The sequence below is a fragment of the uncultured Cetobacterium sp. genome (genome assembly GCF_945952365.1).
In the GTDB taxonomy this organism is placed as follows: domain Bacteria; phylum Fusobacteriota; class Fusobacteriia; order Fusobacteriales; family Fusobacteriaceae; genus Cetobacterium_A.
In genome coordinates, this window is the sequence record NZ_CAMFHX010000002.1 from 89,039 (window position 1) to 112,846 (window position 23,808).

Sequence of the window (23,808 nt, forward strand, 5' to 3'; positions counted from 1 at the left end):
AAATAGTTATATATTTTAATAATGGAGGGGTTTTATGAAAAGTAATCATGGAGCAAATCTTCATCAACTTTCTGGTGTACTTGGTATTGAGCAAAATGCAATTATTGACTTCAGTTCAAATATAAACCCTTTTGGACTTAGTCCTAAAGGATTAGAAAAACTTAAAAATAACCTAAATTTAGCTAGTATCTATCCTGATCCAGAATATATTGAACTTAAAAATAGTATTGCTAATTACTGCAATTGCAATGCTAACAATATTGTTCTTGGAAGTGGTGCAACAGAATTGATAGCATCTACAATAAAAGTTATCAATCCAAAAAAAGCTTTATTATTATCACCAGCTTATTCAGAATATGAAAAAGAACTAAATAGAATTGAAGCCTCAATTACAAAGTTCTTTTATAAAAAAGAAAATAATTTCAAACTAAATATTGATGAGATTATAAATTTAATTACAAAAGAAGAATTTGATATGATTGTTATCTGCAATCCTAATAATCCTACAGGAACTCTTATTTCTATTCAAGAGATTGAAGAGATATATAAAGCTTTCCAAAAACCAATTATGATTGATGAAACTTATATCGAATTTACTGAGTCTTCAGAAACCTCGGCAATAAATTTAGTCCAAAAATATGATAAAATTATTGTTATTAGAGGTACATCTAAGTTCTTCTCAACTCCTGGAATTAGATTGGGGTATGCTATTATATCAGCGGGAGATATTTTAAATACTATGACTCTTATTCCTAACCTTTGGAATATAAATATTTTTGCTGCAATCATGGGTGAGGCAATGTTCAGTGACTCAGATTATATCAAGATGTGTCACTTAAACTTTTTAGAAAATTTTACGACTCTTTATGAAGGGCTTAAATCATTTAAAGATTTCAAGGTTTACGACTCTAAAAGTAACTTTATTCTTTGTGAAATTTTAAATCCAAAATATGATGCTACTTCTCTATATAATTTTCTTTTAAAAAAAGGAATTATAATTAGAAAAGCTGAGTCTTTTGATGGATTAAATAGCAACTTTTTTAGAGTTTGTGTACTGACTAAAGAAAATATTAATCTTTTATTAAGTGAAATACAAAAGTTTATACTAACGTTTTAATTTATGGAGGGTTTTATGTTAAAAAAATTTTTACTTATCGGTTCAATAGCTATCTCTGCTACTACTTTTGCTAAATATGAGCCTTGGAACTTTACAGTTTTAGAGGGAAGTCTTGTAAAATCAAACTATTTACCAGACGGATGGGGGCCTTCAAAAAAAGAGACTTTGTTTGAAATTCAAGGTTCTACTAGATATAATCTTTTAGACTTATACTGGTTCATTGATAGATCAAACGTTTTTAAAGATTCTAGTTTAAGTGATAAAAATGGAGTAGATGATAACTATACTTATGCTGAGTTTACACCTAGATTTTCAATAGATGGTCTAACGGGAAAAGACCTTTCTATTGGTCCAGTTTCTGAGTGGTTCATAGCTTATCAATTTGACTATGATAATGCTAGTACTAGAAATGAATATACCGGGAGCAAAGATGGAATTAGAAAACACTATATAGGTGTTGGTAACTATATCTCTATTCCTGAGCTGAAGTATATGAAGTTTGATTACTTTAAAACAAACCTATATGCTAGATATGTTGATAGAAACTACGGAAGAGATGAGGACCAATGGAACGGGTACATGTTTAACATCGCTTACGGTGGAACTATATATAGATTTGAGAATGGAATGAAATTTGGATTCAGCGGTTGGCTAGATTATGACTTTGGAGCTAAAAATGATTCTTCTTCTAAGCAGACTCACGACTCTTTACAATGGCAAAACCAAGTTAGATTTTTCTTAAACAACAATCTATCTGTTAGCTATACCTACCAAATAAACAACCATTTCTCACAAGTAGACAAAGATAGTTCAAATAGAAATAATGAATCATTTGGTATTCATTACGCTATTATGTTCTAATCTATAAAAAGGAGGAGATTATGTTAAAAAACGAGTTATCTTTAATTGGAAAAACTTTAACTTTTGAAGAGTTAAACACTTTTATGACTGAAAATAATTACTACAACATTCACAATGATTTAAGCACATCTGAAATTAATGATTGTCTTAACGAAGGTGTTATTGCTTTTGAAAGCAAACTTCAAGAAAGTGATTTAGGTATCTATACTTATATCGAATTTGAACTTAAAGAAACAGACACTTTAAAAATTATAAATATTTTTGAGATGTAAAAAAATCCCCCTTTTAACAGGGGGGGATTTTTCTATCTTTTTTCAATTATTTTTTCGATTTCATAGAAATGTTTAGGCATCTTCTCTCCTAATCTTTTATTTCCATCCTCTGTTATTAAAAAATCTCCCTCATATCTCATTCCGCCAAAATCGATATACTCTTCAACTTTTTCATAATTTATATACTCTCTGAATAACGCCTCATTTTTCCATTTTTGAATCAACTCTGGAATAAAATAAATCCCTGGTTCAATTGTCAATACATATCCTGGTTTAAGCTCTTTTCCCATTCTTAAAGATCTAAGACCAAACTGTGTTTCTCTTAATGTTTCTGAATCATATCCAACATTATTCTCTCCTAAATTCTCCATATCATGTACATCTAAACCTATCATATGTCCTAATCCGTGAGGGAAGAATAAAGCATGAGCACCTGCTTTCACTATCTCTTCAACTTCACCTTTCATGAATCCTCTTTCAACTAACCCTTTTGCTAAAACTTTACATACCTCTATATGTACAGTTTTATTTGTAACTCCTGGTGTTGTACACTCTTCAGCTTTTTCAAACATCTCTATCAGTAAAGAATATAAATCTTTTTGTCTTTCATCAAACTTTCCTGATACAGGGAAAACTGTTGTCATATCTCCACAATAACCGTTGTCTAATCTTGCTCCACAATCAAGTAATACTAAATCGCCATCTTTAAAAGTGTTTCCATGGAAATGGTTATGTAGTATCTGCCCGTTCGTTGTGCAAATTGTATGGAACGATGGTGTTGCATTATATTTTTTAGCTTCACATTCTAATAAGGCAACTAGTTCATACCCTTTCATTCCTGGCTTTACATTTTTCATTGCCGTTAAGTGCATCTCTCTTGTAACATTAGTAGCTTTTTCCAATTCTATAATCTCACAACTCTCTTTTATATTTCTCATCTCAATTATCGATGCCACTAATTTTTGTGAAAAACCATTCTCAATCTCATCCAATGTTTTTCCTAATAATTTTGAAAGTTTTAAACTATTTTCCAAACGATATTGGTTTGTAAAATGAATTTTCTTTCCTTCTAATTTCGCTGCATCTAAAATTTTATCTAAAGTTTCTATCTCTAAAAATTTATCTACTCCAACTTCTAAACTTCTATCTTTAAAACTTTTTTGTCCACCCATCCATATAATATCATTTATTGTAAACTCTTTTCCAAAAATATACTCTTTATCTGACTGAATATCTATTACTCCTATTAAATCAGGAGAATTTAATCCAAAATAATATAAAAATGTAGAGTCTTGTATAAAACTATAACAATTATCTTTATAAGACATTGGCGATTCTGAATTTCCCGCAATAATAATCAGACCATCTCCAACTATTTTTTTTAATCTTTCTCTTCTTGAAATGTAAACTTGCTTATCAAACATAAACCCCTCCTCATATTTGGTATTTAAAAAATACTATATCACATTTTTTTAATCTTTTTCATAATTTTTTCTAAGCAAATGATAACAAAAAACAAAAACACAAGATATTGTGTTATTTTTTTAAACCTAACAATATATATTGTGTTTTTCGAAAAAAATATTTGAATTTTTTTTGCTCGATTTTTTTTCATTTGATTATTTTTTCAACTTTATTTCTCTTTAGTAACTCTGTATTTTGGTGTCAAATATTTTTTTTTAACCATTTTTATAGCCATTTTTTACTTTTTTACACATTTGTAGAATCGTGTAAAAGTGTGTATAATACTTGAAGAAAATAAAAATAAAACTGGGGTGATTTTTTTGAAGGAAGTTATTAAAAGAGATGGTTCGACTGTGAACTTTGATAAAAGTAGAATTGTAAGAGCTATTACAATGTCTTTTACACAAAAAGAAAAAACAGTTAATACTGAACTTATCGAGAAAATAGCAACTCAAATTGAAAATCTTGATACTCCTAAGATGCATGTTGAGGACATCCAAGATTTAGTTGTAAAAAAACTTATGGGATCTTCAGAAAAAGATATTGCTCTTTCGTATCAAGAGTACCGTACTATCAAAAACGAGCTAAGAAAAAAAGAAGATGTTATATATAAAAAAATTGGTGAATTAATTGACGCATCGAACGAGGATATGTTAAATGAAAACGCCAATAAAGATGGAAAAACTATCTCTGTTCAAAGAGATCTTTTAGCTGGAATATCATCTAAAGATTACTATTTAAATAGAATTTTACCAAAACATTTAAAAGAAGCTCATGAGAGTGGAAGAATTCATATCCACGATTTAGATTATCTTCTTTTCAGAGAAACAAATTGTGAGTTAGTAAATATTGAGCAGATGCTTGCTAATGGATGTAACATTGGAAACGCTAAAATGCTTGAACCAAACTCTGTTGAAGTTGCTGTTGGACATATAGTTCAAATTATCGCTTCTGTTTCATCTAACACATACGGTGGATGTTCTATTCCTTACCTAGATAGAGCTTTAGTTCCATACATTGAAAAAAGTTTTAAGAAACACTTTGCAAAAGGGTTAAAATATGTTGAAAGATTATCTAAAGATATTATCGAGTCTATAATATCTGAAAACGAAATCAAGTTTGACAATAACTCTTTAAAAGAAAAATATCCAATGGCATTTGATTATGCTGTAGATATGACAGAGGAATCTGTTAAACAATCTATGCAAGGCTTAGAATACGAAATCAACAGTTTATCTACTGTTAATGGTCAAACTCCATTTACAACTGTTGGTATAGGTACTGAAACATCTTGGGAAGCTAAACTTGTTCAAAAGTTTGTATTCAAAACAAGAATGGAAGGATTTGGAGCTAAAAAAGAAACTGCAATCTTCCCTAAAATAGTTTATGCTGTATGTGAAGGATTAAACTTCAACGAAGAGGATCCTAACTGGGATATATCTCAAATCGCATTTGAGTGTATGACAAAATCTGTTTATCCAGATATCCTATTTGTAACTCCTGAGCAAGTTAAAAATGGAACTGTTGTTTATCCTATGGGATGTAGAGCTTTCTTATCTCCATGGAAAGATGAAAATGGAAACGAAAAGTATTCTGGTAGATTCAACATAGGAGCTACTACTATAAACCTACCTAGAATAGCTATTAAAAATAAAGGGAACGAAGCTGGTTTCTACAAAGAGCTAGATGAAGTTTTAAATATGTGTAAAGAAAATAACCTATTCAGAGCTAAATATCTAGAGAATACTCCTGCTGAGATTGCACCAATTCTTTGGATGGCTGGAGCTCTTGCTGAAAAAGAAGCTAAAGATACTATAAAAGATTTAATCTGGGGTGGATATGCTACTGTATCTATCGGGTACATTGGATTAAGTGAAGTTTCTGAACTTCTTTATGGAAAAAACTTTGCTTTAGATGAAAACTCTTATGAAAAATCATTTAAAATATTAGAATATATATCTAAAAAAGTAAAAGAGTTCAAAGAGGAAACTAATTTAGGATTTGCTCTTTATTCAACACCATCTGAATCTCTTTGTGATAGATTTGCACAAATAGATTTAAAAGAATTTGGAATAATTGAAGGAATTACTGATAAAGAGTATTACGACAACTCTTTCCATGTTTCTTCTAAAATAAATATAAATCCTTTTGAAAAACTAAGATTAGAAGCCCCTGGACACACTTTAGCTTCTGGTGGACATATAAGTTACATTGAAACAGACTCATTAAAGAAAAACCTTGAAGCTGTTTATCAAGTATTAAAATATGCTCAATCAATAGGAATTCATTACATGGGAATCAACCAACCTGTTGATAAATGTCATGTTTGTGATTTCAACGGTGAGTTCTTAGCTACTGAGAGAGGTTTTGAATGTCCTCAATGTGGAAATCATGATTCAACTAAGATGAATGTTATCAGAAGAGTTTGTGGATACCTAGCTCAACCAGATAGCAGACCTTTCAATAAAGGAAAACAAAAAGAGGTAATAAACAGAGTTAAACATATGTAAAACGATGGGAGATTGTTATGAACTATTCTGGTATTAAATATACAGATATGATTAATGGAGAAGGGATTAGAGTTAGTCTTTTCGTAAGTGGTTGTTCTCACTTTTGTAAAGATTGCTTTAACTCGGATACATGGGACCCTAATTATGGGTCTCCTTTTACAGAAGAGATTGAAAATGAAATTTTAGACTATTTTAAAAAGTATAACAAAAGTATTAAAGGTCTTTCTTTATTGGGTGGAGACCCCACATATATAGATAATATTGACCCTCTTGTAAGCTTTATCAAAAAGTTTAAAAATAGTTTTCCAGAAAAAGATATTTGGATTTGGTCTGGCTTTACTTGGGAGATGATTGTTACTAATCCAAAGCTTCTATCTCTTATAGAGTTGTGTGATATCTTGGTCGATGGTAAATTTAAAATCGAAGAAAAAGATTTAAATTTAAAATGGCGTGGAAGTAAAAACCAAAGAGTTATCGACATAAAAAGAAGCTTGGAAACAAAAGAAACTATCAGATATATAGATTAAAAAAAGTTCTAGAGAAAACTCTCTAGAACTTTTTTATTTTACCTATTTCTTCTTTACATATTTTAATGTATCTAGAGCAACTGCCATAACTATAATTACCCCTTTTATTATATATTGCCAGTAAGGATTTACTCCTATAAAAGTTAATCCATAATTTATAACCGTAAATATAATTACTCCTATTAAAACTCCAGGAACTGTTCCAACTCCTCCAGAAAATGAAACTCCTCCAACAACACAAGCTGCTATGGCATCCATCTCATACATATTTCCCAAGTTATTTGTAGCACTTCCAACTCTTCCCGCTTCAAGCATACCACCAAAAGCATAGAAAATTCCTGATAAAGTATAAACTAATACTAAAGTTTTCTTAACATTTACTCCTGATACTCTTGCAGCTTCTGGATTTCCTCCTACTGCAAATAGATTTTTTCCAAATGTTGTTTTATTCCATAAAATCCAAATAAATAAAACTGCTAACGCTGCATATATTATTAGGTAGTTAAATCTGAAGCCACCAAGCATAAAGAACCCTTGTGCAAAACTTGTAAATCCTTTTGAAAATCCTGCAATCGGAGAAGCTCCAACATAATCATAGTACAAAGAGTTAGCACCATATATTATTATCATCGACCCCAACGTTGCAACAAACGGAGTTACATTTAGATAAGCAACTACAAATCCATTTAAAAACCCTACAAAGGCCCCTATTATACAAACAATTAAAATTACTACTGGTATTGGTAATGTATCTAATGCTGGAAATACTTTATTGACGTTCGTTGCAGCTTGTAATAGCGTCGCTGATATAACTGCTGACAATCCAACTTGTCTTCCAACCGAAAGGTCTGTTCCCTGAGTTACAATTATTCCTGCAACACCAAGTGCTAGGATTGTTCTAACTGAAGATTGAGTTAAAATATTTCTCATATTTCTAAAGCTTAAAAATGCTGGCTCTTTTATTATTATTCCTGCTATTAAAATCAATAGAACAATGTATAACCCTCCATCTAACAAAAGTTTTTTGGTATCTTTTCCTTTAAAAAATCCACCTTTTCTCTCTTCGCTATTTAATTCCATTTTGTTCCTCCCATAACCTATAAATATAGTGATGCTAATTTTAAAATCTTTTCTTGCGTTGCATCTTTTGTATCTACTATCCCTGCAACTCTTCCATTACTCATAACTAAAATTCTATCAGTAACTCCTAATAGTTCTGGCATCTCTGAAGATATCATAATTATTCCCTTGCCTTTATTAGCTAAATCTAGCATCAACTGATAGATTTCATATTTAGCTCCTACATCTATCCCTCTTGTTGGTTCATCTAGCATTAAAATATCTGGACTTGTTAATAGCCACCTTCCAATAATTACTTTTTGCTGATTTCCACCTGATAGATTTCCAATAGGAGTTTTTTGATTAGGTGTCTTAACTCTCATAGAATCGATAACCCATTTTGTGTCTCCATACATTTTATTTCCATTGAGAAGTTTATTTTTTCCCTCATAATGACTCATATTTGATATCAAAGAGTTAAACTCTATATTCAGTTGTGGAAATATCCCTGTCGCTCTTCTTTCCTCTGTAACAAGAGCAAATCCATTTTGTATCGCTTCTAAACTACTTTTATTCTCTATCTCTTTTCCATTAATTTTAACTTTACCCGCTGATTTTTCTCTAATTCCAAAAATAGTTTCAACTATATCTGTTCTTCTAGAACCAACCAATCCAGCTATTCCTAAGATTTCACCTTCTCTTAAATCAAATGTTACATTTGATATTGAAGGAGAGTTTTTCGCTGTTAAGCCCTCTACCTCTAAAATAATTCCTTTTGGACTATTTGTTTTTTCAGGGAATCTTTGAGTTAAAGATCTTCCAACCATCATACTTATAATCTCATCTGTTGTGATTCCTTCTAAACTTTTTGTAGCAACCCATGCACCATCTCTAAGTATTGTTATATCATCACAAATCTCTTTTATCTCTTCCATTTTATGAGAGATATACACAACTCCACAACCTCTGTCAGTCAATTTTTTGATAATCTTAAAAAGATGTCCCACCTCTTTTTCCGTTAGAGAGGATGTTGGCTCATCCATTACTATTACTTTAGAATTATAGGAAAAAGCTTTGGCTATCTCAACCATCTGCATCTGTGAAACAGATAATGTTGAAACTTTAGCTCTTGGGTCTACATCAATTTCTAACTCTTTAAATATCTCTTTTGTATCTTCATACATCTTTTTATGATCTACAAATATCCCTTTCAATGGATATCTCCCTAACCAAACATTGTCCATAACAGTTCTTTGTAAAACTTGATTCAATTCTTGGTGAACCATTGAAACTCCATTTTCTAAAGCATCTTTAGCTGAAACAAAACTTACCTCTTTTCCATCCAAAAATACTTTACCTTCATCCTTTGAATATATTCCAAATAGACATTTCATTAAAGTTGATTTTCCTGCCCCGTTCTCTCCCATTAAAGCATGAACAGTATGAGGTCTTATTTTTAAATTTACTTTATCTAGAGCCTTTACACCTGGAAAAGACTTTGATACATCTATCATCTCTAGTAAATATTTTTCCATAATCTCTCCTCTTTTACTTATCAATCTGATTAAAGAAAGGGAGGCTCAAACCTCCCCCTACCTATTACTTTTTAAAGTCCTTTAAATTATCTTTATCCACACCCACATAAGGAACTCTTAATATTTTATCTTTTAATTCCCACTTAGTTCCCTCTGTTGGAGCTTTCTTTCTAGCTAGGTTTTTAGCAATCTCATATGTTGCTTCACCTTGATTTTTTCCATCATTTAATACAGTACCAGCTATATCTCCATTTTCAACCATAACTAAAACTTCTGCCAAAGCGTCAACTCCAAACACAGGTGTCTTTGCTCTACCGTTAGCTTTTAAAGCCTCAACTGCTCCCATAGCCATTCCATCATTATTGGCTATAACTACCTCTATCTTATCTCCATTTGGTCCTGATAACCAAGCTTCTATTTTATCTTTTGCCATAGCTGCGTCCCACATACCAGTATCCATATGTAACTCTTGTGTTTTTAAACCTTTTTCATTCAGTGTTCTAGTCACATATGTTGTTCTAGCTTCTGCATCTGGATGTCCTGGCTCTCCTTTTAGTAAAACATATTGAATTACTCCATCTTTATTTAAATCCCATTCTGGATGCATTCCCCAATGCTTTGCTATAACTTCCCCTTGAATAACCCCTGATTCTTTCGAATCTGTTCCTACATAATAAGCCTTATCATAACTTTCCATATCCGCTTTTGATGGTTCTTTATTATAGAATACCACCGGAATATCCTCTGCTTTTGCTTTTGCTATAACTGTTGATGCTGCTGCTGGATCAACTAAATTAATTGCTAAAGCGTCAACACCTTTTGCAATTAAAATATCCACTTGATCATTTTGCTTTGACTGATCATTTTGTGAATCGTTCATCAATACTTCAACATCCTTATCCTTTTTTGCAACCTCTTCAATACTTTGTCTCACTGTTGACATAAAATTGTCATCATAACGATAAATTGTAACTCCAATTTTTGTTGGTGCTGCTGATGCTACTGTTGTTAGAGCTAACGCTCCTAATAAAACCGAAACTCTCTTCATAAAACCCCTCCAAAATTGTAATTATATGAAACATAATGTCAATTATACTTTATATTTAGAATCATTGTCAAGCAGTTAAAAAAAGTAAAGAGCGACTTTTTTTCTTAGGTAAAATAACCCAGAAATCTATCGCTCTTTTTTCTTGACATCACTTTATGAAAATTGAAATGTAAATAATGTTGCTGGTTTTCCTGTTAAAATTTTTATTATCTCCATATCAGAATAACAACTTATAAATGTTAATTTAGATATATTTTTTAAAGTAAACATAGTTTGATTTTTCTTTATATTCCTTATATAAACCTTTCTTTTTTCTGAAAAAGCCGTTTTAATAGTGGTTATCGTTCCTCCCTTATTTCCTGTTTCTAAAACTAAAAGTTCTTCAGTCAAATAAGCTTGTAACCTATTTCTTCCTAAGAGGTATATTCCTCTTACATTTAAACTTGGTGGAAGTTCAGAAAGAAGTGTTCCCTCATTTTCTAAAATCTCTTTACTCAAACTCTGATTTTCTTTTGGATAGATCTCCGTTGCCAAACCTTGACCCAAAATAGCTATATTTCTAACTCCATACTTCATCGTTATTTTGTGACCAATCGTATCACACCCTAAAGCTAATCCACTTATATTATATTTTAATTCTACTTTCTCTTTTAGATTCTTTACAATCTCCTCTGTAAACTGATTAATTTTATCATCCTCTGGATTTCTTGTTCCCACTATAGATATACTATCAATTAAAAGATTACTATCTAAAGTTTTACCTTTGTAATACAAAACAAAAGGTGGTATTTTACACTCTCTTAACTTTTGAGGATAATCTGAACAAAAATATGTACTCATCTTTATTCCATTTATCTCCATAAGATTTTTCTCTTTTTCTACACCACTTTTTAAATCTCTCAAAGTTTTAAAATCTCCAAAAAGATTTTTTATTTTTTCTTTCTCCACTCCATCTTTCAACTCATCTATAATTTCTAAAACATCTTTATAATTTTCTTTAAAAACATTTATTCCTAACTGGCTCGATTTTCTAAATATTTTAAATAAACTTTCAGGTGAAAAAGCTAAAACTTCCAATCTTCCTACGTCTACAACCATAGCTCCAATCATTGACCATAAAATCATATCATCTTTCGAATACATAAATCACCTTCCTTTTCAGTACTTATGATTCTATTACTCTACTTTTAGATGCTATCTTTTATTTATTTTGATTTTTTTCTTTACAATCAATTTATTTTAATGTATACTTAACTAACAATTTAAACAGAGGTTAGTTCACTTATATGTTTTGAGCCTAAGGCCGATGGCGATGACGACATGTTCCTGTGAATTAAGTATTACGAAGCTGCCATAGTAATACGCTTAATAACATAAGTTCTCAATTCAGGCATACTTTTTATTAAGTATGTTTTTTTATTTGGCAGAAATTTAAAAATTTCTGGAGGTTTTTTATCATGGCAATACTAAAATTTGGTATTTATTCTTTAATAGGACTACTAGCATTTTTAGCTCCTATTTCAATTGGTGGTGAATCATCTATTATAATGGGTCACCTAAAAAACTTTGTTCTAAATAACTATTCAAGTTGGGTTAATTTCTTAATAATGTTCTGTTCGACAATAACAATAGCTGGAACAATATTAGGATTTGCAAAAAAGAGCTTTAAAGAGCAATACTTAAATGACCTTTTCGTGACTGATAAGTTTAGTGGTATTTTAAGAATTGGTGGTTCTTTAATGTTTATTATGATCTCACTTGGAGTTGCACCTGAATTTTTAAGTAATGAGAATACTGGTGGATTAATGGCTGGAGATATGATTCCTCCGCTTATGGTTACTTTCTTTATTGGAGTTATGTTAATGCCACTACTTACATCTTTCGGACTTGTTGAATTTATTGGAACACTTATCTCTCCAATTATGAAAAAAGTATTTAAGGTACCTGGATATGCAGCTATCGATGCTCTTGCTTCATTCTTAGGGGATGGAACAATCGGTATTGTTGTTACTGATCAACAATATCAAAAAGGATACTACACTCAAAGAGAAGCTGCTATCATTGCAACTTCATTCTCTATTGTTGGTATCTCGTTTGCTGCCGTTGTTGCAGATTTACTAAAGTTTTCTAAAATTTTCTGGGTATTCTATGGAACGATAGCTTTCTCAACTATAGTTGCTGGATTTATCATCGCTAGATTACCATTAAAAAAGTTTAAAAATGAATATTACGAGGGTAACAAAGTTGATGATAACGGAGCTAAAAGTTTTGCACAGGCTTTACATTTAGCTACATCAACTGCTGGAAAAGCATCTGAAAAAGAGATTGTTGTAGATTCTCTATTCAAAGTTTTAGTTATCTATATCACGTTTATTCCAGTTATTATGTGTGTTGGTTCTATCGGACTAGTTATTGCTGAAAATACAAGTTTCTTCAATATATTATCTATGCCTTTAATGCCAATTTTAAAGATGCTTGGGTTCTCACAAGATGTTGCATCTCAAATGGCTCCAGCTATGATAGTTGGATTCTCTGATATGTACTTACCTGCTCTTTTCATAGAAAATACTAGCAGTGAAGTTGCTAGATTTATTGTTGGAACTTTATCATTCGCACAGTTAATCTTCTTAAGTGAAACTGGTATGATTCTTGTTAACTCTAAAATGGGATTCTCTATCTTAGATGTTGCTAAATTCTTCATACTAAGAACGATAATTACATTCCCAATTATATATACAATCGCTATGACACTTGTTAAATTTGGAATCTTATCATTTTAATATTAAGTTTTAGAAATAAACAACATAACAAAAAACAAAAAAACGGATTTCTCAATCCGTTTTTTGTTTACTTATTCAATTTATACAAATCCTTTAGCCATCCATCTCTTTGTTTTCCAACGCCAAAGCATTCCAAACCCTCTTATCCATTCATCCGTTCCATTAGCTATCCAAACACCAACCAATAGCCATTCCATTTTTATTCCAAGAACCCAAGAAAGTGGAGCTGCAACCCCTAACATAACTACACATCCCATTATCATAGGGAATTTTATATCTCCTGCTGCATGAAGTGCATTTATTACTACTATATTAAATGTTCTTCCAGTTTCAATATATATCATCCACGGGAAAACTTTAGCTGCAATCTGTATAACCTCTGTATCCTTTGTAAACATCTCCATAATTCCATATCTAAAGAAGTAAACTAGCACAGATATAATTGTTGCCGCTATAAATGACATTGTTAAACTTTTCATACACTGATCATAAGCTTTCTCTTTGTCCCCAGCTCCTACAAGTTGTCCAACTTGGATAGCAGTTCCATGACCTAAGGCTATTGAGAATATCATAATAAATGATGAGATCAGTGCTAAATATGTTCTAGCTGTAATCTGAGTAGTTCCCATAGTATTTACCATCGATAAAATTATAACTTGAGTTAAACTCCAAGTCAGATGTTCACCTGCAGTTGGAATTCCTATCGATAAAATTTTCTTCACTTTATCAAATGTAAATTTTTTCAAATCTTCAAATCTGAAACTACAGAAATATGACATAACCACAACTGAAGCGATTGCTCCTATAAATCTAGAGAACACAGTTGAAATTCCAACTCCAGTTACTCCTAAAACTGGTGCTCCCATCCATCCAAATATGAACATACCATTTCCTAATATATTTAAAAGGTTTACCCCTATGTTTACAAATAGCATAGGTTTTGTATTTCCATAACTTTTTAAAATAGCACCGTTTGTTAAAGAGATAGCCTGGAATACACAAAGCCCTCCAACAAGCTTGAAGTAATTCATTCCCATATCTCTCAAAGCCAATGGAAGTTTAATCTTTATAAGAATCCATTCCCAACCTATAAAATATATTACTCCTAAAACCATCCCTATAAAAAGATTCATTATCAAAGAAACCGCAATTACCTCTTTTGTAGATTTATGATTTTTAGCTCCTATAAACTGAGCCATTAATATTGTCGTTCCCAAACAAATAAAACTCAGAATAGTATTTTGAATCAGCAATACCTGACTCATCCCTCCCACTGCTCCAACAGCTTTATCACTAAACCTTCCAAGCATAATCGTATCAATATTTCCCACTACTGTGACTAATAACAACTCTAAAAAAATCGGAATTGTTATTGAAAATAATGATTTTTTTCGTTCTAACGTCATTTTCATCTCCCACTTTTATTAATTTTTTTATATCTTTTTATTATACTACACCTTTTGTTCACTGTAAATTTTTTATTGATTTTTCATATATTTTCATATATAATCTAGTCTATACAAAAAATATTTTAATAAAGGAGAGGTTATGTTGAAAAAATTAATTTCTTGCATACTTACTTTTTTCCTTTATTCATCTATCTCGTTTTCTACTGAGATTGATTTCCATATTCCACATGAAATCAAATATAAAACTATTGAAGTTAAATCAGTTAAAGATTTAGAGAAAAAACCTACTGAAAACCACGTCTACTCTTTAGATGGATTGGATCTAAAAAAATTAAGTGTCACGAATAGAAAAAAAGTATTTATTTCAATGCTACTTCCAAGTATTGAAGTAGTAAATCAGGAGATTGATAGAGATATATCTATTGTAAATGCTCTATCTAAAAAAAAATCACACACCGTAGAGGAAAAAAAAGAATTAGATAGAATTTTTAAAGCCTATAAAGTTTCTGCTTATAACTGGTCTGAATTAGAGAAAAGAATGATTAAATATCCAACATCTCTAATCTTATCACAAGCAGCAATTGAAAGTGGTTGGGGAACATCCAATGTTTTTAAAGAGAAAAACAATCTTTTTGGTATGAATGCCTTCAGACATACTAATCGTACTTATAAAGAGTATGACTCTATTAAAGACTCTGTTAAAGATTTTGTTCTAACTCTTTCTAGAGTAAATGTTTATAAATCTCTTAGAACTAGCGTTCACGCCGGGAAATCTCCAACAGAGATAGCTTACGGCTTAAAGAGTTACTCAGAAACAAAAGGTGCCTATATAAAAAAGGTACAAACAATGCTAAAAAATAATAATTTTGAAAAATATGATGGTGCATAAAGAAAAAAGGAATCAAACATTACGTTTGACTCCTTTTTTTACTTTTCCTCTCCTATTTCAATCGGATTTTGTGGGTCAGCACTCCATCCCATCCAACCATTTGAATAAAGAGCATTATTTTTCATACCCATAACTTCTGAATAGAATAGAACTTCCGCAGCTCTCCACCCTGATCCACAGAAGAAAGTTAAATCTTTTTCCTCTGAAATTCCTAATCCATTCCACATAGATATAATTTCATAGCCGTTTCTCATAGTATTATCGATATTTCTATAGTCTTCTAAAGTTGTTGATTTACTTCCTGATTTTCCCCAAACAGACCCTGGAATTCTACCCTTTCTATGCATATAAGAGTATCCCGACTCTTTTCCAATTCTCTCATTATATGATCTAATATCCACTAAAGTTTTATCTTTATTTTCTAATACCTCTTTAGCTCCAGTTTCATCCACGATTAAATTTTTATTGATTGGTGTTTTTGATCCAAAATCTTTTATTGGTGTAGCTTTTACTACTCCCATATCCGTTTTATATCCCGCTTTTTTCCAAGCTGCTAAACCACCATTTAAAACTCTAACATCCTTAACTCCTAAATATTTAAAAATAGTTGCTAATCTATAAGAAGCCATTACATCGTCACCATAAAAAACAATAGCGTCATCTTTTGAAATTCCAATCTCTGCTGCAAATTTAATTAGATTTTCATCTGTATTTATCATCCACTCAGGTGGTGGTTCAATACTATCTGTATTTATATGTGGAGCACCAGGTATATGGTTAGCTACATAAACTGCGGCATCCTTTATACTTCCCCAAGAAGCTTCATAAACTTTAACCTCTTTCTTTTCTAATTTCTCTTTTAACCAACTCGGTGGAACTAACATCTCATACCCTTCATACGTTTCAAAAGGAATTTGAGTATAATCTTTATTTTCAGTTAAATTATATGTATATACTTCATCTAAACCATTTTGCTTTAAGTAATTTTCAACTTTTCCTATTTGAGTTTTATCTACACCGTATAAAACTACATTTTTACCTTTAACAATTCCCTTTTCAGAAACTCTTTCTTTTAATATAACCTCATTTTTAGAATTTAAATACTCTTCATCTAACCAAGCATAAGAAAAATCTGTCGCTCCTTTTATGTGTCCATTTTTTTCTAAATTTGATAGATTCCATCCATTATACTCATTCGTATCTCTAGTATCAACGAAAATCCACTCTGGGTTATTTAAATTTTTTAAAACCTCGCTTGTGCTAATATCTTTTCCAAATATCAACGTTGATAACGTAATCATAAATAGTAATACTCTCATATCTTCTCCTTTTTTAATCTATTATACAATCTAAATGTATCGTTATATTTTTTACTAATGGAAAATCCTGCTTTATTGAATTTTCTAAATCATCAGCTATTTTATGAGCTTTATAGACACTCATATCTTTTGGTACTCTTATATGAAACTCTAAAAATATTTTGTCTCCTGATTTTCTCATCATCAAGTCATGAACATTTTTTATATCTGTGTTCTCGTAAATATATTTTTTAATTTCATCTATAAATTCAATGTCCTGTTTATCTAAAATTGTATCTGTAATATCTAAAATAACATGTACTCCCTCTTTAAAAATCAATACCGAAACTAAGATACTAATTACCAAATCAAATACAGGATTAACAAATATTGACAATCCAATACCTAAAACAACTCCTAACGATGAAAAAATATCATTTCTACTATCCTTTGCATCAGCTATTAAAGCTCTATTTTCTGTTTCAACTCCAACTCTCATCTTCTGCTTATACATAAAATATTTTACAACCGATGAAAATAGTGCAAAGTATATCGCTACGCTTCCAGGAACCGTTCTCTTTTCACCAGATAATAGAAGTTCAACTCCGCCTTTTCCCAGTTCAAATGCAGTTAAAATCATAAAAATTCCCATAACTACACCGATAACACTCTCTATTTTTTCATGTCCAAAAGGGTGATCTTCATCCTCTGGCATATTGCTAAAATGAATTCCTAGTAGAATTCCAGTTGAGGTTACCACATCTGATAAAGAGTTAAAACCGTCAGCTAATAAAGCTCTAGAGTTAGATATTATTCCAAACCCTATTTTAGTTGCCGCCAAAATTATATTCCAAACTATTGAAGAGATTACAGTCTTTTGTCCCTCTTTTTTTCTAGAGGCTTTCTCTTCTAAATTTTTCAAAATATAGATTCCAGTTTCATTTTTTTCAAAACCTATTTTCATTAAAAAATTCTGAATTTCAATAGGATTTTCTACGATTAAACTTCCTTTTTTTATTTCAGTATTAACTATAAATGAAATCAATTTTTTTCCATAGGATTTAAATCTTTCATCTTTTTTTACAAAAATTCTATTCAAAAAATACTCTTCATTTTTTTTCGTTAAAAAAGCATAACCTATAATCTCATCTTTGACCTCAAGAGCAAAAAGTAAATCCTCTTTTTTCAAATCTTTCTCAAACTCAAAGCATGAGTCCAACTTTTTTAAATCTTCTATTTTATCTTTAATCTCATTAAAGTTATAACTTTTGTACATTTTCCACCTCCACCTATTTTTTCTATACCATAACATTATAAATTAAAAACTCCCCTTTTACAAGAAAGGAGAGTTTTTTTCATTATTTTTTATTTTTTCTAAACAAACCGTTAAGAATTAGCGCTAACGCTCCATCTCCAACTACGTTACAAGCAGTTCCAAAACTATCTTGTAGTGCAAATATTGTCAACATTAAGGCTATTCCTGTGTCATCAAATCCTAAAACAGATGATATAATTCCTAACGAAGCCATAACTGTTCCTCCAGGAACCCCAGGAGCACCAATTGCAAATATTCCTAGTAAAACTATAAATAAAACCATAGTTCCCATTGCAGGTAGAGTTCCATAAAGAACTTGAGAAACTGTCATTACAAAGAATACCTCTGTTAGCACAGAACCACAAAGATGAACTGTCGATCCTAAAGGAATTGCAAAATTAGCTATATCGTCATCTAAAGTATTTGATTTTTTAGCACAAGATAATGCTACTGGAAGTGTTGCTGCTGAGGACATTGTTCCAACAGCCGTTAAATATGCTGGACCATAACTTTTCAACAGTTTAAATGGATTTTGTTTTGATATCGCTCCACCTATACTATATAAAATTGTCAACCAGATAAAATGACCTATTAGAACTATAACTACAACTTTTAAAAATACTGGAAGCTGTTTTGTAATACTTCCTTCATAAGCTAAAGTAGCAAATGTTGATGTTATGAAAAATGGAAGTATCGGTATTATTATTCTATGAACTATAGATAAAATAACATTATTAAACTCATCTAAAGCTGCCTCTAATTTTTTCGAGTTTGTCCATACTATTGCAAGCCCTAAAAATAGTGCTAAAACAAGTGCAGACATCACCGATAAAACTGGTGGAATATTAAGTTTAAACAGCATCGGTGGTAAAGCTTTCAATCCATCTACAACTGTCACAATATTCAACATAGGTATTATTGCGTAACCTGAAATCATTGAGAAAAGTGCTGCTCCAACTGATGACATATAAGCTAACATCAACATTGTCACTAGCATTTTACTCGCATTCGATTTCATCTTTGTTATAGCTGGTGCTATAAACCCTAAAATTATCAGTGGAACTGTAAACGATATAATTTGACCTAAAATAAATTTAATCGTTTGAACAACTCCTATTAAAGATTCGTTTGCAAATAACCCAATAATTAAACCGATTATAACACCAAAAATCAGTTTAAATATCAAGTTATCTTTTTTTTCATTCGACATTGTAAACCCCCTCTAAATATATTGTTTGCTCTATTACTGAGTTTATTACTCTTTCTTATAAAAGTCAAATTTATTTTATTAATATTCCTTCATTATTTTTAAAGGAAATTTATATTTTAATAGTAATAAATCTATGGATAATTAAATATACTTTAACTATCAAAATATTTTTAAATAAAATCTTGACATTCATCAAAAAATAGATTATTATTAATTTGTAATCATTACAAATTAATAATAATTATAAAATATAGGAGGTTATCAAATGTCATTAATTGGAAAAAATATCGAGGAGTTCAAAGCTCAAGCTTATCACAACGGAAATTTTGTTGAAGTTACAAATGAATCTATAAAAGGAAAATGGTCAGTATTCTTCTTCTATCCTGCGGACTTTACTTTTGTTTGTCCCACTGAGTTAGGAGATTTAGCAGATAATTATGCTAGTTTCAAAGATATCAACTGTGAAATCTATTCTGTTTCAACAGATACTCACTTTGTTCATAAGGCGTGGCATGATACTTCTGATACTATAAAAAAAATACAATATCCTATGATTGCAGACCCTACAAGAAAAATCTCTGAGATGTTTGGAGTTTTAATTCCAGAAGAAGGATTAGCTTTAAGAGGTAGTTTCGTTATCAATCCAGAAGGAAAAATTGTTGCATATGAAATCCATGATTTAGGAATAGGAAGAGATGCTGGAGAACTTTTAAGAAAAGTTCAAGCTGCTCAATTTGTTGCTCAGCATGGTGGAGAGGTTTGTCCAGCTAAATGGAAACCTGGTTCAGAAACTTTAAAACCATCTTTAGATTTAATTGGAAAAATCTAATAATTTTAATAATAACTTTAAAGGCACTGCATAGTGCCTTTAATTTTTAAACACTATATAATCGATACTTTTATGAGGTGAAATATGGAAAAAATATATGATTTAATAATTATCGGTGGAGGTCCTGCTGGTTTATCTGCTGGAATTTATGCTGGTAGAGCTCAAATGGATGTTCTTATTATTGAAAAAGGAGAAGTAGGTGGGCAAATAACTACAACTTCAGAAGTTGTTAACTATCCTGGTATAAAAGAGATTTCAGGTCATCACTTAGGTGTTCATATGAAAGAGCAAGCTGTTGGGTTTGGAGTACAATTCTTAAAAGCTGAAGTTACAGATATGAATTTTAAAAATGATATAAAAGAGATTCATACAACTTCTGGTACATACAAGGCTCTTAGTACAATTATCGCTACTGGAGCTAATCCTAGAAAACTTGGGTTCCCTGGAGAGTTAGAGTTTACTGGAAGAGGTGTAGCTTATTGTGCTACATGTGACGGAGAATTCTTCACAGGTCTTGAAGTTTTTGTTATTGGTGCTGGATACGCAGCAGCAGAGGAAGCTATGTTTTTAACAAAGTTTGCTAAAAAAGTTACAATAGTAGCTAGAGAACCTGAATTTACATGTGCTAAATCTATCGCTGAGAAAGTTTTAAAGCATCCTAAAATTGAGGTGAAATTTAACTCTGAAATCTTGGAAGCTACTGGAGATACAAAACTTAGAAAAGCTATTTTTAGAGATAACTCTACAAATACAACTTGGGAACATATCGCTACAGATAATGAATCATTTGGAATCTTTGTATTCATTGGATATAAACCACAAAGTGATCTATTCAAATCTCATGTTCAATTAGATTCTGCTGGTTATATTTTAACTGATGAAAACTTAAAAACAAATGTTGAAGGCATTTATGCTATAGGTGATATAAGACCTAAAAAATTGAGACAAGTTGTAACTGCTGTAGCTGATGGTGCTCTTGCTGCAACTGTTCTAGAGAAAGTTGTCGAAGAGAAAAGAGAGGCTTTAGGTCTTGAAAAAGAGGAAAAAGAGATAGCTACAACCTCTGATATATCTAAGGATATTTCAGATTCTAAGTTCTTAGATGAGGGTATCATCTCTCAACTTACAGGTATCTTCGAAAGATTTACTAGCAATATCAAAATTGTAGCAATCTTAAATGAATCTGAACTTTCAAAAAATATAGATGGATTCTTAACAGAGATTTCTGATATATCAGATAAGATAACTTTAAAAATCTATAAAGAAAAAGAAAATCCTGAACTAGAGAAGAAGATAAAATTAGAAAACTACCCTACTATAGCTATTATCGATTCTGAAAATAACTTTAGAGGTGTTAAGTTCTCTGGTCTTCCTAGTGGACATGAATTAAACTCATTTATTCTAGCACTATATAATATAGCTGGTCCTGGCCAAGAGATTTCAGCTGATTTAAAAACAAAAATAAACTCTGTAAATAAGCAGGTAAATTTAAAGATAGCAGTCTCTTTATCTTGTTCTCTTTGTCCTGAAGTAGTTACAGGAGCCCATAGATTAGCTATAGAAAATTCTAATATCACTGCTGAGATGATTGACATTTTCGCATTCCCAGCTCTAAAAGAGAGATTCAATTTGATGGGAGTACCTGCCCTTATTATAAATGATAAAGATGTAATCTTTGGAAAGCAATCTATCGAAGAGATTTTAGAAAAACTTAACTAATACTTTATACAAAAAGGTGTGAAGCAATTCAAGCTTCACACCTTTTTTATTTATGTATGTATAGTTCTATCCTAAAATCATTTTAAAGTATTTTTGTGCGTTTTCAAAATCTTGCTGATTTGGATGAGTACTTGCATTTTCAATTCTTGCTAATCTTTCAGGAGTTAATGGATGAATTAAATTGATTGGGAATTTCCCCATTCTTTCAACTAATTTATCGGCAACCTTTCCTAGAGATAAAAATCCTCCAAGAAGAGTGTTATTTTTAGTACAAAGCTCAGTGACTCTTCTATAAACTTTTTTTCCATGGTCTGAATCAGGTTCAGCTCCTAAAGTTCCAAAGAAAGCTACCTCTTTTCCAGAAGTTTTTCCTAAAAGTTTTCTGATTCTAGAATCTGCCGTTCCTTTATCTACCCAGAAACCAAAAATAACTCTATCATAACTTTTTATCATTTCAGGTGTAACCTCTTCTACAGAGAAAATTGTTTTTTCTCCCTCTATAACTTCAAAAATAGCTTCTCCAACTTTTTTTGTGTTACCTGTTAATGATGAATATATCAATGCTGTTTTTTTCATTTCTCTCCCCTTTTATCCTTCAAAATATACTTCAACTAATAGTGATGAGATATTATTTCCCCAGAAAATCCCTTTTTGTGTATATTTATACTCATTCTCTTTCAATTCAATATAACCCTCTTTTTCTAGGTTTTGTAATGCTTCATAAAGTTTTGAATATCTATCTCCAGCTACGATTTTTAAATCCTCTAAGGCAACATGCTCATACTGAGTTAATCCTGATATTCTTTTCATCTTCATAACTTTCTCTGAATCTGCTGAGTAGAATGTCACTAATTTATTTAGATGATAAAGCTCCATATTTTGAACTCTTCCACCTGCTCCAACACCTATAGGAATTAGATCTTTTAATTTATGAACATTTCTTATATATCTATACGAATCCGTTCCTCTTGTAAGTTTTGTATGTTCTAAAACTTCATATCCATTACTTAATAAGTTATTTAAGAATGCATCGTGTAACTCTCTATCCCTTTCAGTTTTGTAATCAAAACTCTTTTCTCCAGAACTTAAATCTTTTGAAATTGATGACCCATCGTGTATCATAAGTGAGTAGAAACTTACACTATCAGGTGCTACCTCTCCAACTATTCTCGCATCTTCAACAACCTCTTCTAAAGATTGATCTAAGTAGTTATAGATTATATCTAGGCAAACTAATCCTCCAAACTTCTCTTTTATCTCTTTAACTCTATTCATTACAAACTCTTGTTCATAAGTTCTATTCAATAACTTTCTTCCTCTATTTGAGAATGTTTGAATTCCAATACTCAGTCTATTCACTCCATACTTTTTCATTATCTCTAACTTTTCCCAAGTTAAGTTATGTAAAGTTGTCTCAAAAGTAAACTCATAAGTTTCATCTAAAGGAAATACCTCTCTCAAAGTTGACAGAACCTTTTCTAACTGATGAGGCTTTAATATCGTTGGAGTTCCACCACCGAAGAAAATTACAGAGAACTTTTTCTTTTGAATATAAACTTTATCTCTATATTTATTAATCTCTTTTATTAAAAATTTTGTATAATCCTCTAAATCATTATCTAATTGTTTTCTATTCATATTACAAAATGAACAAATTTTATCGCAGAATGGTACATGAACATAAATTCCACCATCTAAATCCTCTGGTTCTTTATTCATTAACTTCCAATAAGAAGTTGGTAATTTTAATTTTCTCTTACTTTTTGATAAGATTACATCTTTTACATCATGATGTGATTTAAATCTTGTTTTAAACATCTCTCCCTCTCCCGTTTACAAATTTTTTAAATACAAAAACATTTGACTTTCAAATTACTTTATACTACAATTGTAATAGTTATTTTTAATTTTGTCAATTGATTTATAATTTTCCAACAAAAAAACGACAGATTTTTTCTGTCGTTTT

Annotated in this window: 20 protein-coding genes; 9 read left to right on the forward strand and 11 right to left on the reverse strand. The window is 30.8% G+C overall.

What is annotated here, in order from left to right; translation table 11 throughout:
- Positions 1-34 precede the first annotated feature (34 nt).
- The 3 genes from Q0O83_RS01105 to Q0O83_RS01115 are packed head-to-tail and all read left to right on the forward strand — an operon-like array spanning position 35 to position 2,250.
- The gene (locus tag Q0O83_RS01105; RefSeq protein ID WP_294093286.1) at positions 35-1,117 is read left to right on the forward strand and encodes a histidinol-phosphate transaminase; all 1,083 of its coding nucleotides are present in this window, start codon (positions 35-37) and stop codon (positions 1,115-1,117) included.
- A 15-nt stretch (positions 1,118-1,132) separates the two neighbouring features.
- Positions 1,133-1,978: an outer membrane protein OmpK gene (locus Q0O83_RS01110; protein WP_294093288.1), complete on the forward strand. Its 846-nt coding sequence runs from the start codon at positions 1,133-1,135 to the stop codon at positions 1,976-1,978.
- 20 nt (positions 1,979-1,998) lie between these two features.
- Complete coding sequence (locus tag Q0O83_RS01115; protein ID WP_294093290.1) at positions 1,999-2,250, forward strand: hypothetical protein; 252 nt, start codon at positions 1,999-2,001, stop codon at positions 2,248-2,250.
- 32 nt (positions 2,251-2,282) lie between these two features.
- Here the strand turns inward: Q0O83_RS01115 and Q0O83_RS01120 are convergent, their stop codons facing one another.
- On the reverse strand, positions 2,283-3,674 hold the full coding sequence (locus tag Q0O83_RS01120; RefSeq protein ID WP_294093292.1) for an aminopeptidase P family protein: 1,392 nt from the start codon (positions 3,672-3,674) through the stop codon (positions 2,283-2,285).
- Between the two features lie 360 nt (positions 3,675-4,034).
- On the opposite strand from Q0O83_RS01120, the gene nrdD reads away from it, so the two are divergent.
- Complete coding sequence (nrdD, locus tag Q0O83_RS01125) at positions 4,035-6,224, forward strand: anaerobic ribonucleoside-triphosphate reductase (RefSeq protein ID WP_294093294.1); 2,190 nt, start codon at positions 4,035-4,037, stop codon at positions 6,222-6,224.
- Positions 6,225-6,241: 17 nt separating this feature from the next.
- Positions 6,242-6,751, forward strand: coding sequence for an anaerobic ribonucleoside-triphosphate reductase activating protein (gene nrdG, locus Q0O83_RS01130; RefSeq protein ID WP_294093296.1), 510 nt, complete (start codon positions 6,242-6,244; stop codon positions 6,749-6,751).
- Between the two features lie 42 nt (positions 6,752-6,793).
- On the opposite strand, the gene mglC is transcribed toward nrdG, so the two are convergent.
- The 4 genes from mglC to Q0O83_RS01150 all read right to left on the reverse strand — a co-directional run bounded on the left by mglC (position 6,794) and on the right by Q0O83_RS01150 (position 11,536).
- Positions 6,794-7,831, reverse strand: a complete 1,038-nt coding sequence (mglC, locus tag Q0O83_RS01135; RefSeq protein WP_294093298.1) for a galactose/methyl galactoside ABC transporter permease MglC — start codon at positions 7,829-7,831, stop codon at positions 6,794-6,796.
- 17 nt (positions 7,832-7,848) lie between these two features.
- The gene (gene mglA, locus Q0O83_RS01140; protein ID WP_294093300.1) at positions 7,849-9,345 is read right to left on the reverse strand and encodes a galactose/methyl galactoside ABC transporter ATP-binding protein MglA; all 1,497 of its coding nucleotides are present in this window, start codon (positions 9,343-9,345) and stop codon (positions 7,849-7,851) included.
- A gap of 64 nt (positions 9,346-9,409) precedes the next feature.
- Positions 9,410-10,393: a galactose/glucose ABC transporter substrate-binding protein MglB gene (mglB, locus tag Q0O83_RS01145; RefSeq protein ID WP_294093302.1), complete on the reverse strand. Its 984-nt coding sequence runs from the start codon at positions 10,391-10,393 to the stop codon at positions 9,410-9,412.
- Positions 10,394-10,546: 153 nt separating this feature from the next.
- A complete protein-coding gene (locus Q0O83_RS01150; protein WP_294093305.1) occupies positions 10,547-11,536 on the reverse strand; it encodes a DNA-processing protein DprA in 990 nt (329 codons plus the stop codon).
- A gap of 314 nt (positions 11,537-11,850) precedes the next feature.
- Here Q0O83_RS01150 and Q0O83_RS01155 point away from each other — a divergent pair, with 314 nt between their 5' ends.
- Positions 11,851-13,173 carry a YjiH family protein gene (locus Q0O83_RS01155; protein ID WP_294093307.1) on the forward strand — a complete coding sequence of 441 codons (1,323 nt, stop codon included), beginning with the start codon at positions 11,851-11,853 and terminating at the stop codon, positions 13,171-13,173.
- Positions 13,174-13,253: 80 nt separating this feature from the next.
- On the opposite strand, the gene Q0O83_RS01160 is transcribed toward Q0O83_RS01155, so the two are convergent.
- On the reverse strand, positions 13,254-14,579 hold the full coding sequence (locus Q0O83_RS01160; protein WP_294093309.1) for an MATE family efflux transporter: 1,326 nt from the start codon (positions 14,577-14,579) through the stop codon (positions 13,254-13,256).
- Between the two features lie 142 nt (positions 14,580-14,721).
- Between Q0O83_RS01160 and Q0O83_RS01165 the strand changes: the two genes are divergently transcribed.
- Positions 14,722-15,471 (forward strand): glucosaminidase domain-containing protein, encoded by a 750-nt coding sequence (locus Q0O83_RS01165; RefSeq protein ID WP_294093311.1) that lies wholly within the window; start codon positions 14,722-14,724, stop codon positions 15,469-15,471.
- Between the two features lie 38 nt (positions 15,472-15,509).
- On the opposite strand, the gene Q0O83_RS01170 is transcribed toward Q0O83_RS01165, so the two are convergent.
- The 3 genes from Q0O83_RS01170 to Q0O83_RS01180 form a co-directional block, all read right to left on the reverse strand.
- Entirely contained in the window at positions 15,510-16,790 is a 1,281-nt protein-coding gene (locus tag Q0O83_RS01170; protein WP_294093313.1) for a rhodanese-like domain-containing protein, read from the reverse strand.
- 13 nt (positions 16,791-16,803) lie between these two features.
- Positions 16,804-18,045, reverse strand: coding sequence for a GNAT family N-acetyltransferase (locus tag Q0O83_RS01175; protein ID WP_294093315.1), 1,242 nt, complete (start codon positions 18,043-18,045; stop codon positions 16,804-16,806).
- Between the two features lie 82 nt (positions 18,046-18,127).
- Positions 18,128-19,294 carry a dicarboxylate/amino acid:cation symporter gene (locus Q0O83_RS01180; protein WP_294093316.1) on the reverse strand — a complete coding sequence of 389 codons (1,167 nt, stop codon included), beginning with the start codon at positions 19,292-19,294 and terminating at the stop codon, positions 18,128-18,130.
- Between the two features lie 265 nt (positions 19,295-19,559).
- Between Q0O83_RS01180 and ahpC the strand changes: the two genes are divergently transcribed.
- Together ahpC and Q0O83_RS01190 are read left to right on the forward strand one after the other, a co-directional pair.
- Entirely contained in the window at positions 19,560-20,123 is a 564-nt protein-coding gene (ahpC, locus tag Q0O83_RS01185) for an alkyl hydroperoxide reductase subunit C (RefSeq protein ID WP_294093318.1), read from the forward strand.
- 84 nt (positions 20,124-20,207) lie between these two features.
- Positions 20,208-21,842 (forward strand): FAD-dependent oxidoreductase, encoded by a 1,635-nt coding sequence (locus Q0O83_RS01190; protein ID WP_294093320.1) that lies wholly within the window; start codon positions 20,208-20,210, stop codon positions 21,840-21,842.
- 66 nt (positions 21,843-21,908) lie between these two features.
- On the opposite strand, the gene Q0O83_RS01195 is transcribed toward Q0O83_RS01190, so the two are convergent.
- On the reverse strand, positions 21,909-22,418 hold the full coding sequence (locus Q0O83_RS01195; protein WP_294093322.1) for a flavodoxin family protein: 510 nt from the start codon (positions 22,416-22,418) through the stop codon (positions 21,909-21,911).
- Positions 22,419-22,430: 12 nt separating this feature from the next.
- Positions 22,431-23,660, reverse strand: a complete 1,230-nt coding sequence (locus tag Q0O83_RS01200) for a coproporphyrinogen-III oxidase family protein (protein WP_294093324.1) — start codon at positions 23,658-23,660, stop codon at positions 22,431-22,433.
- Between the last annotated feature and the right edge of the window lie 148 nt (positions 23,661-23,808).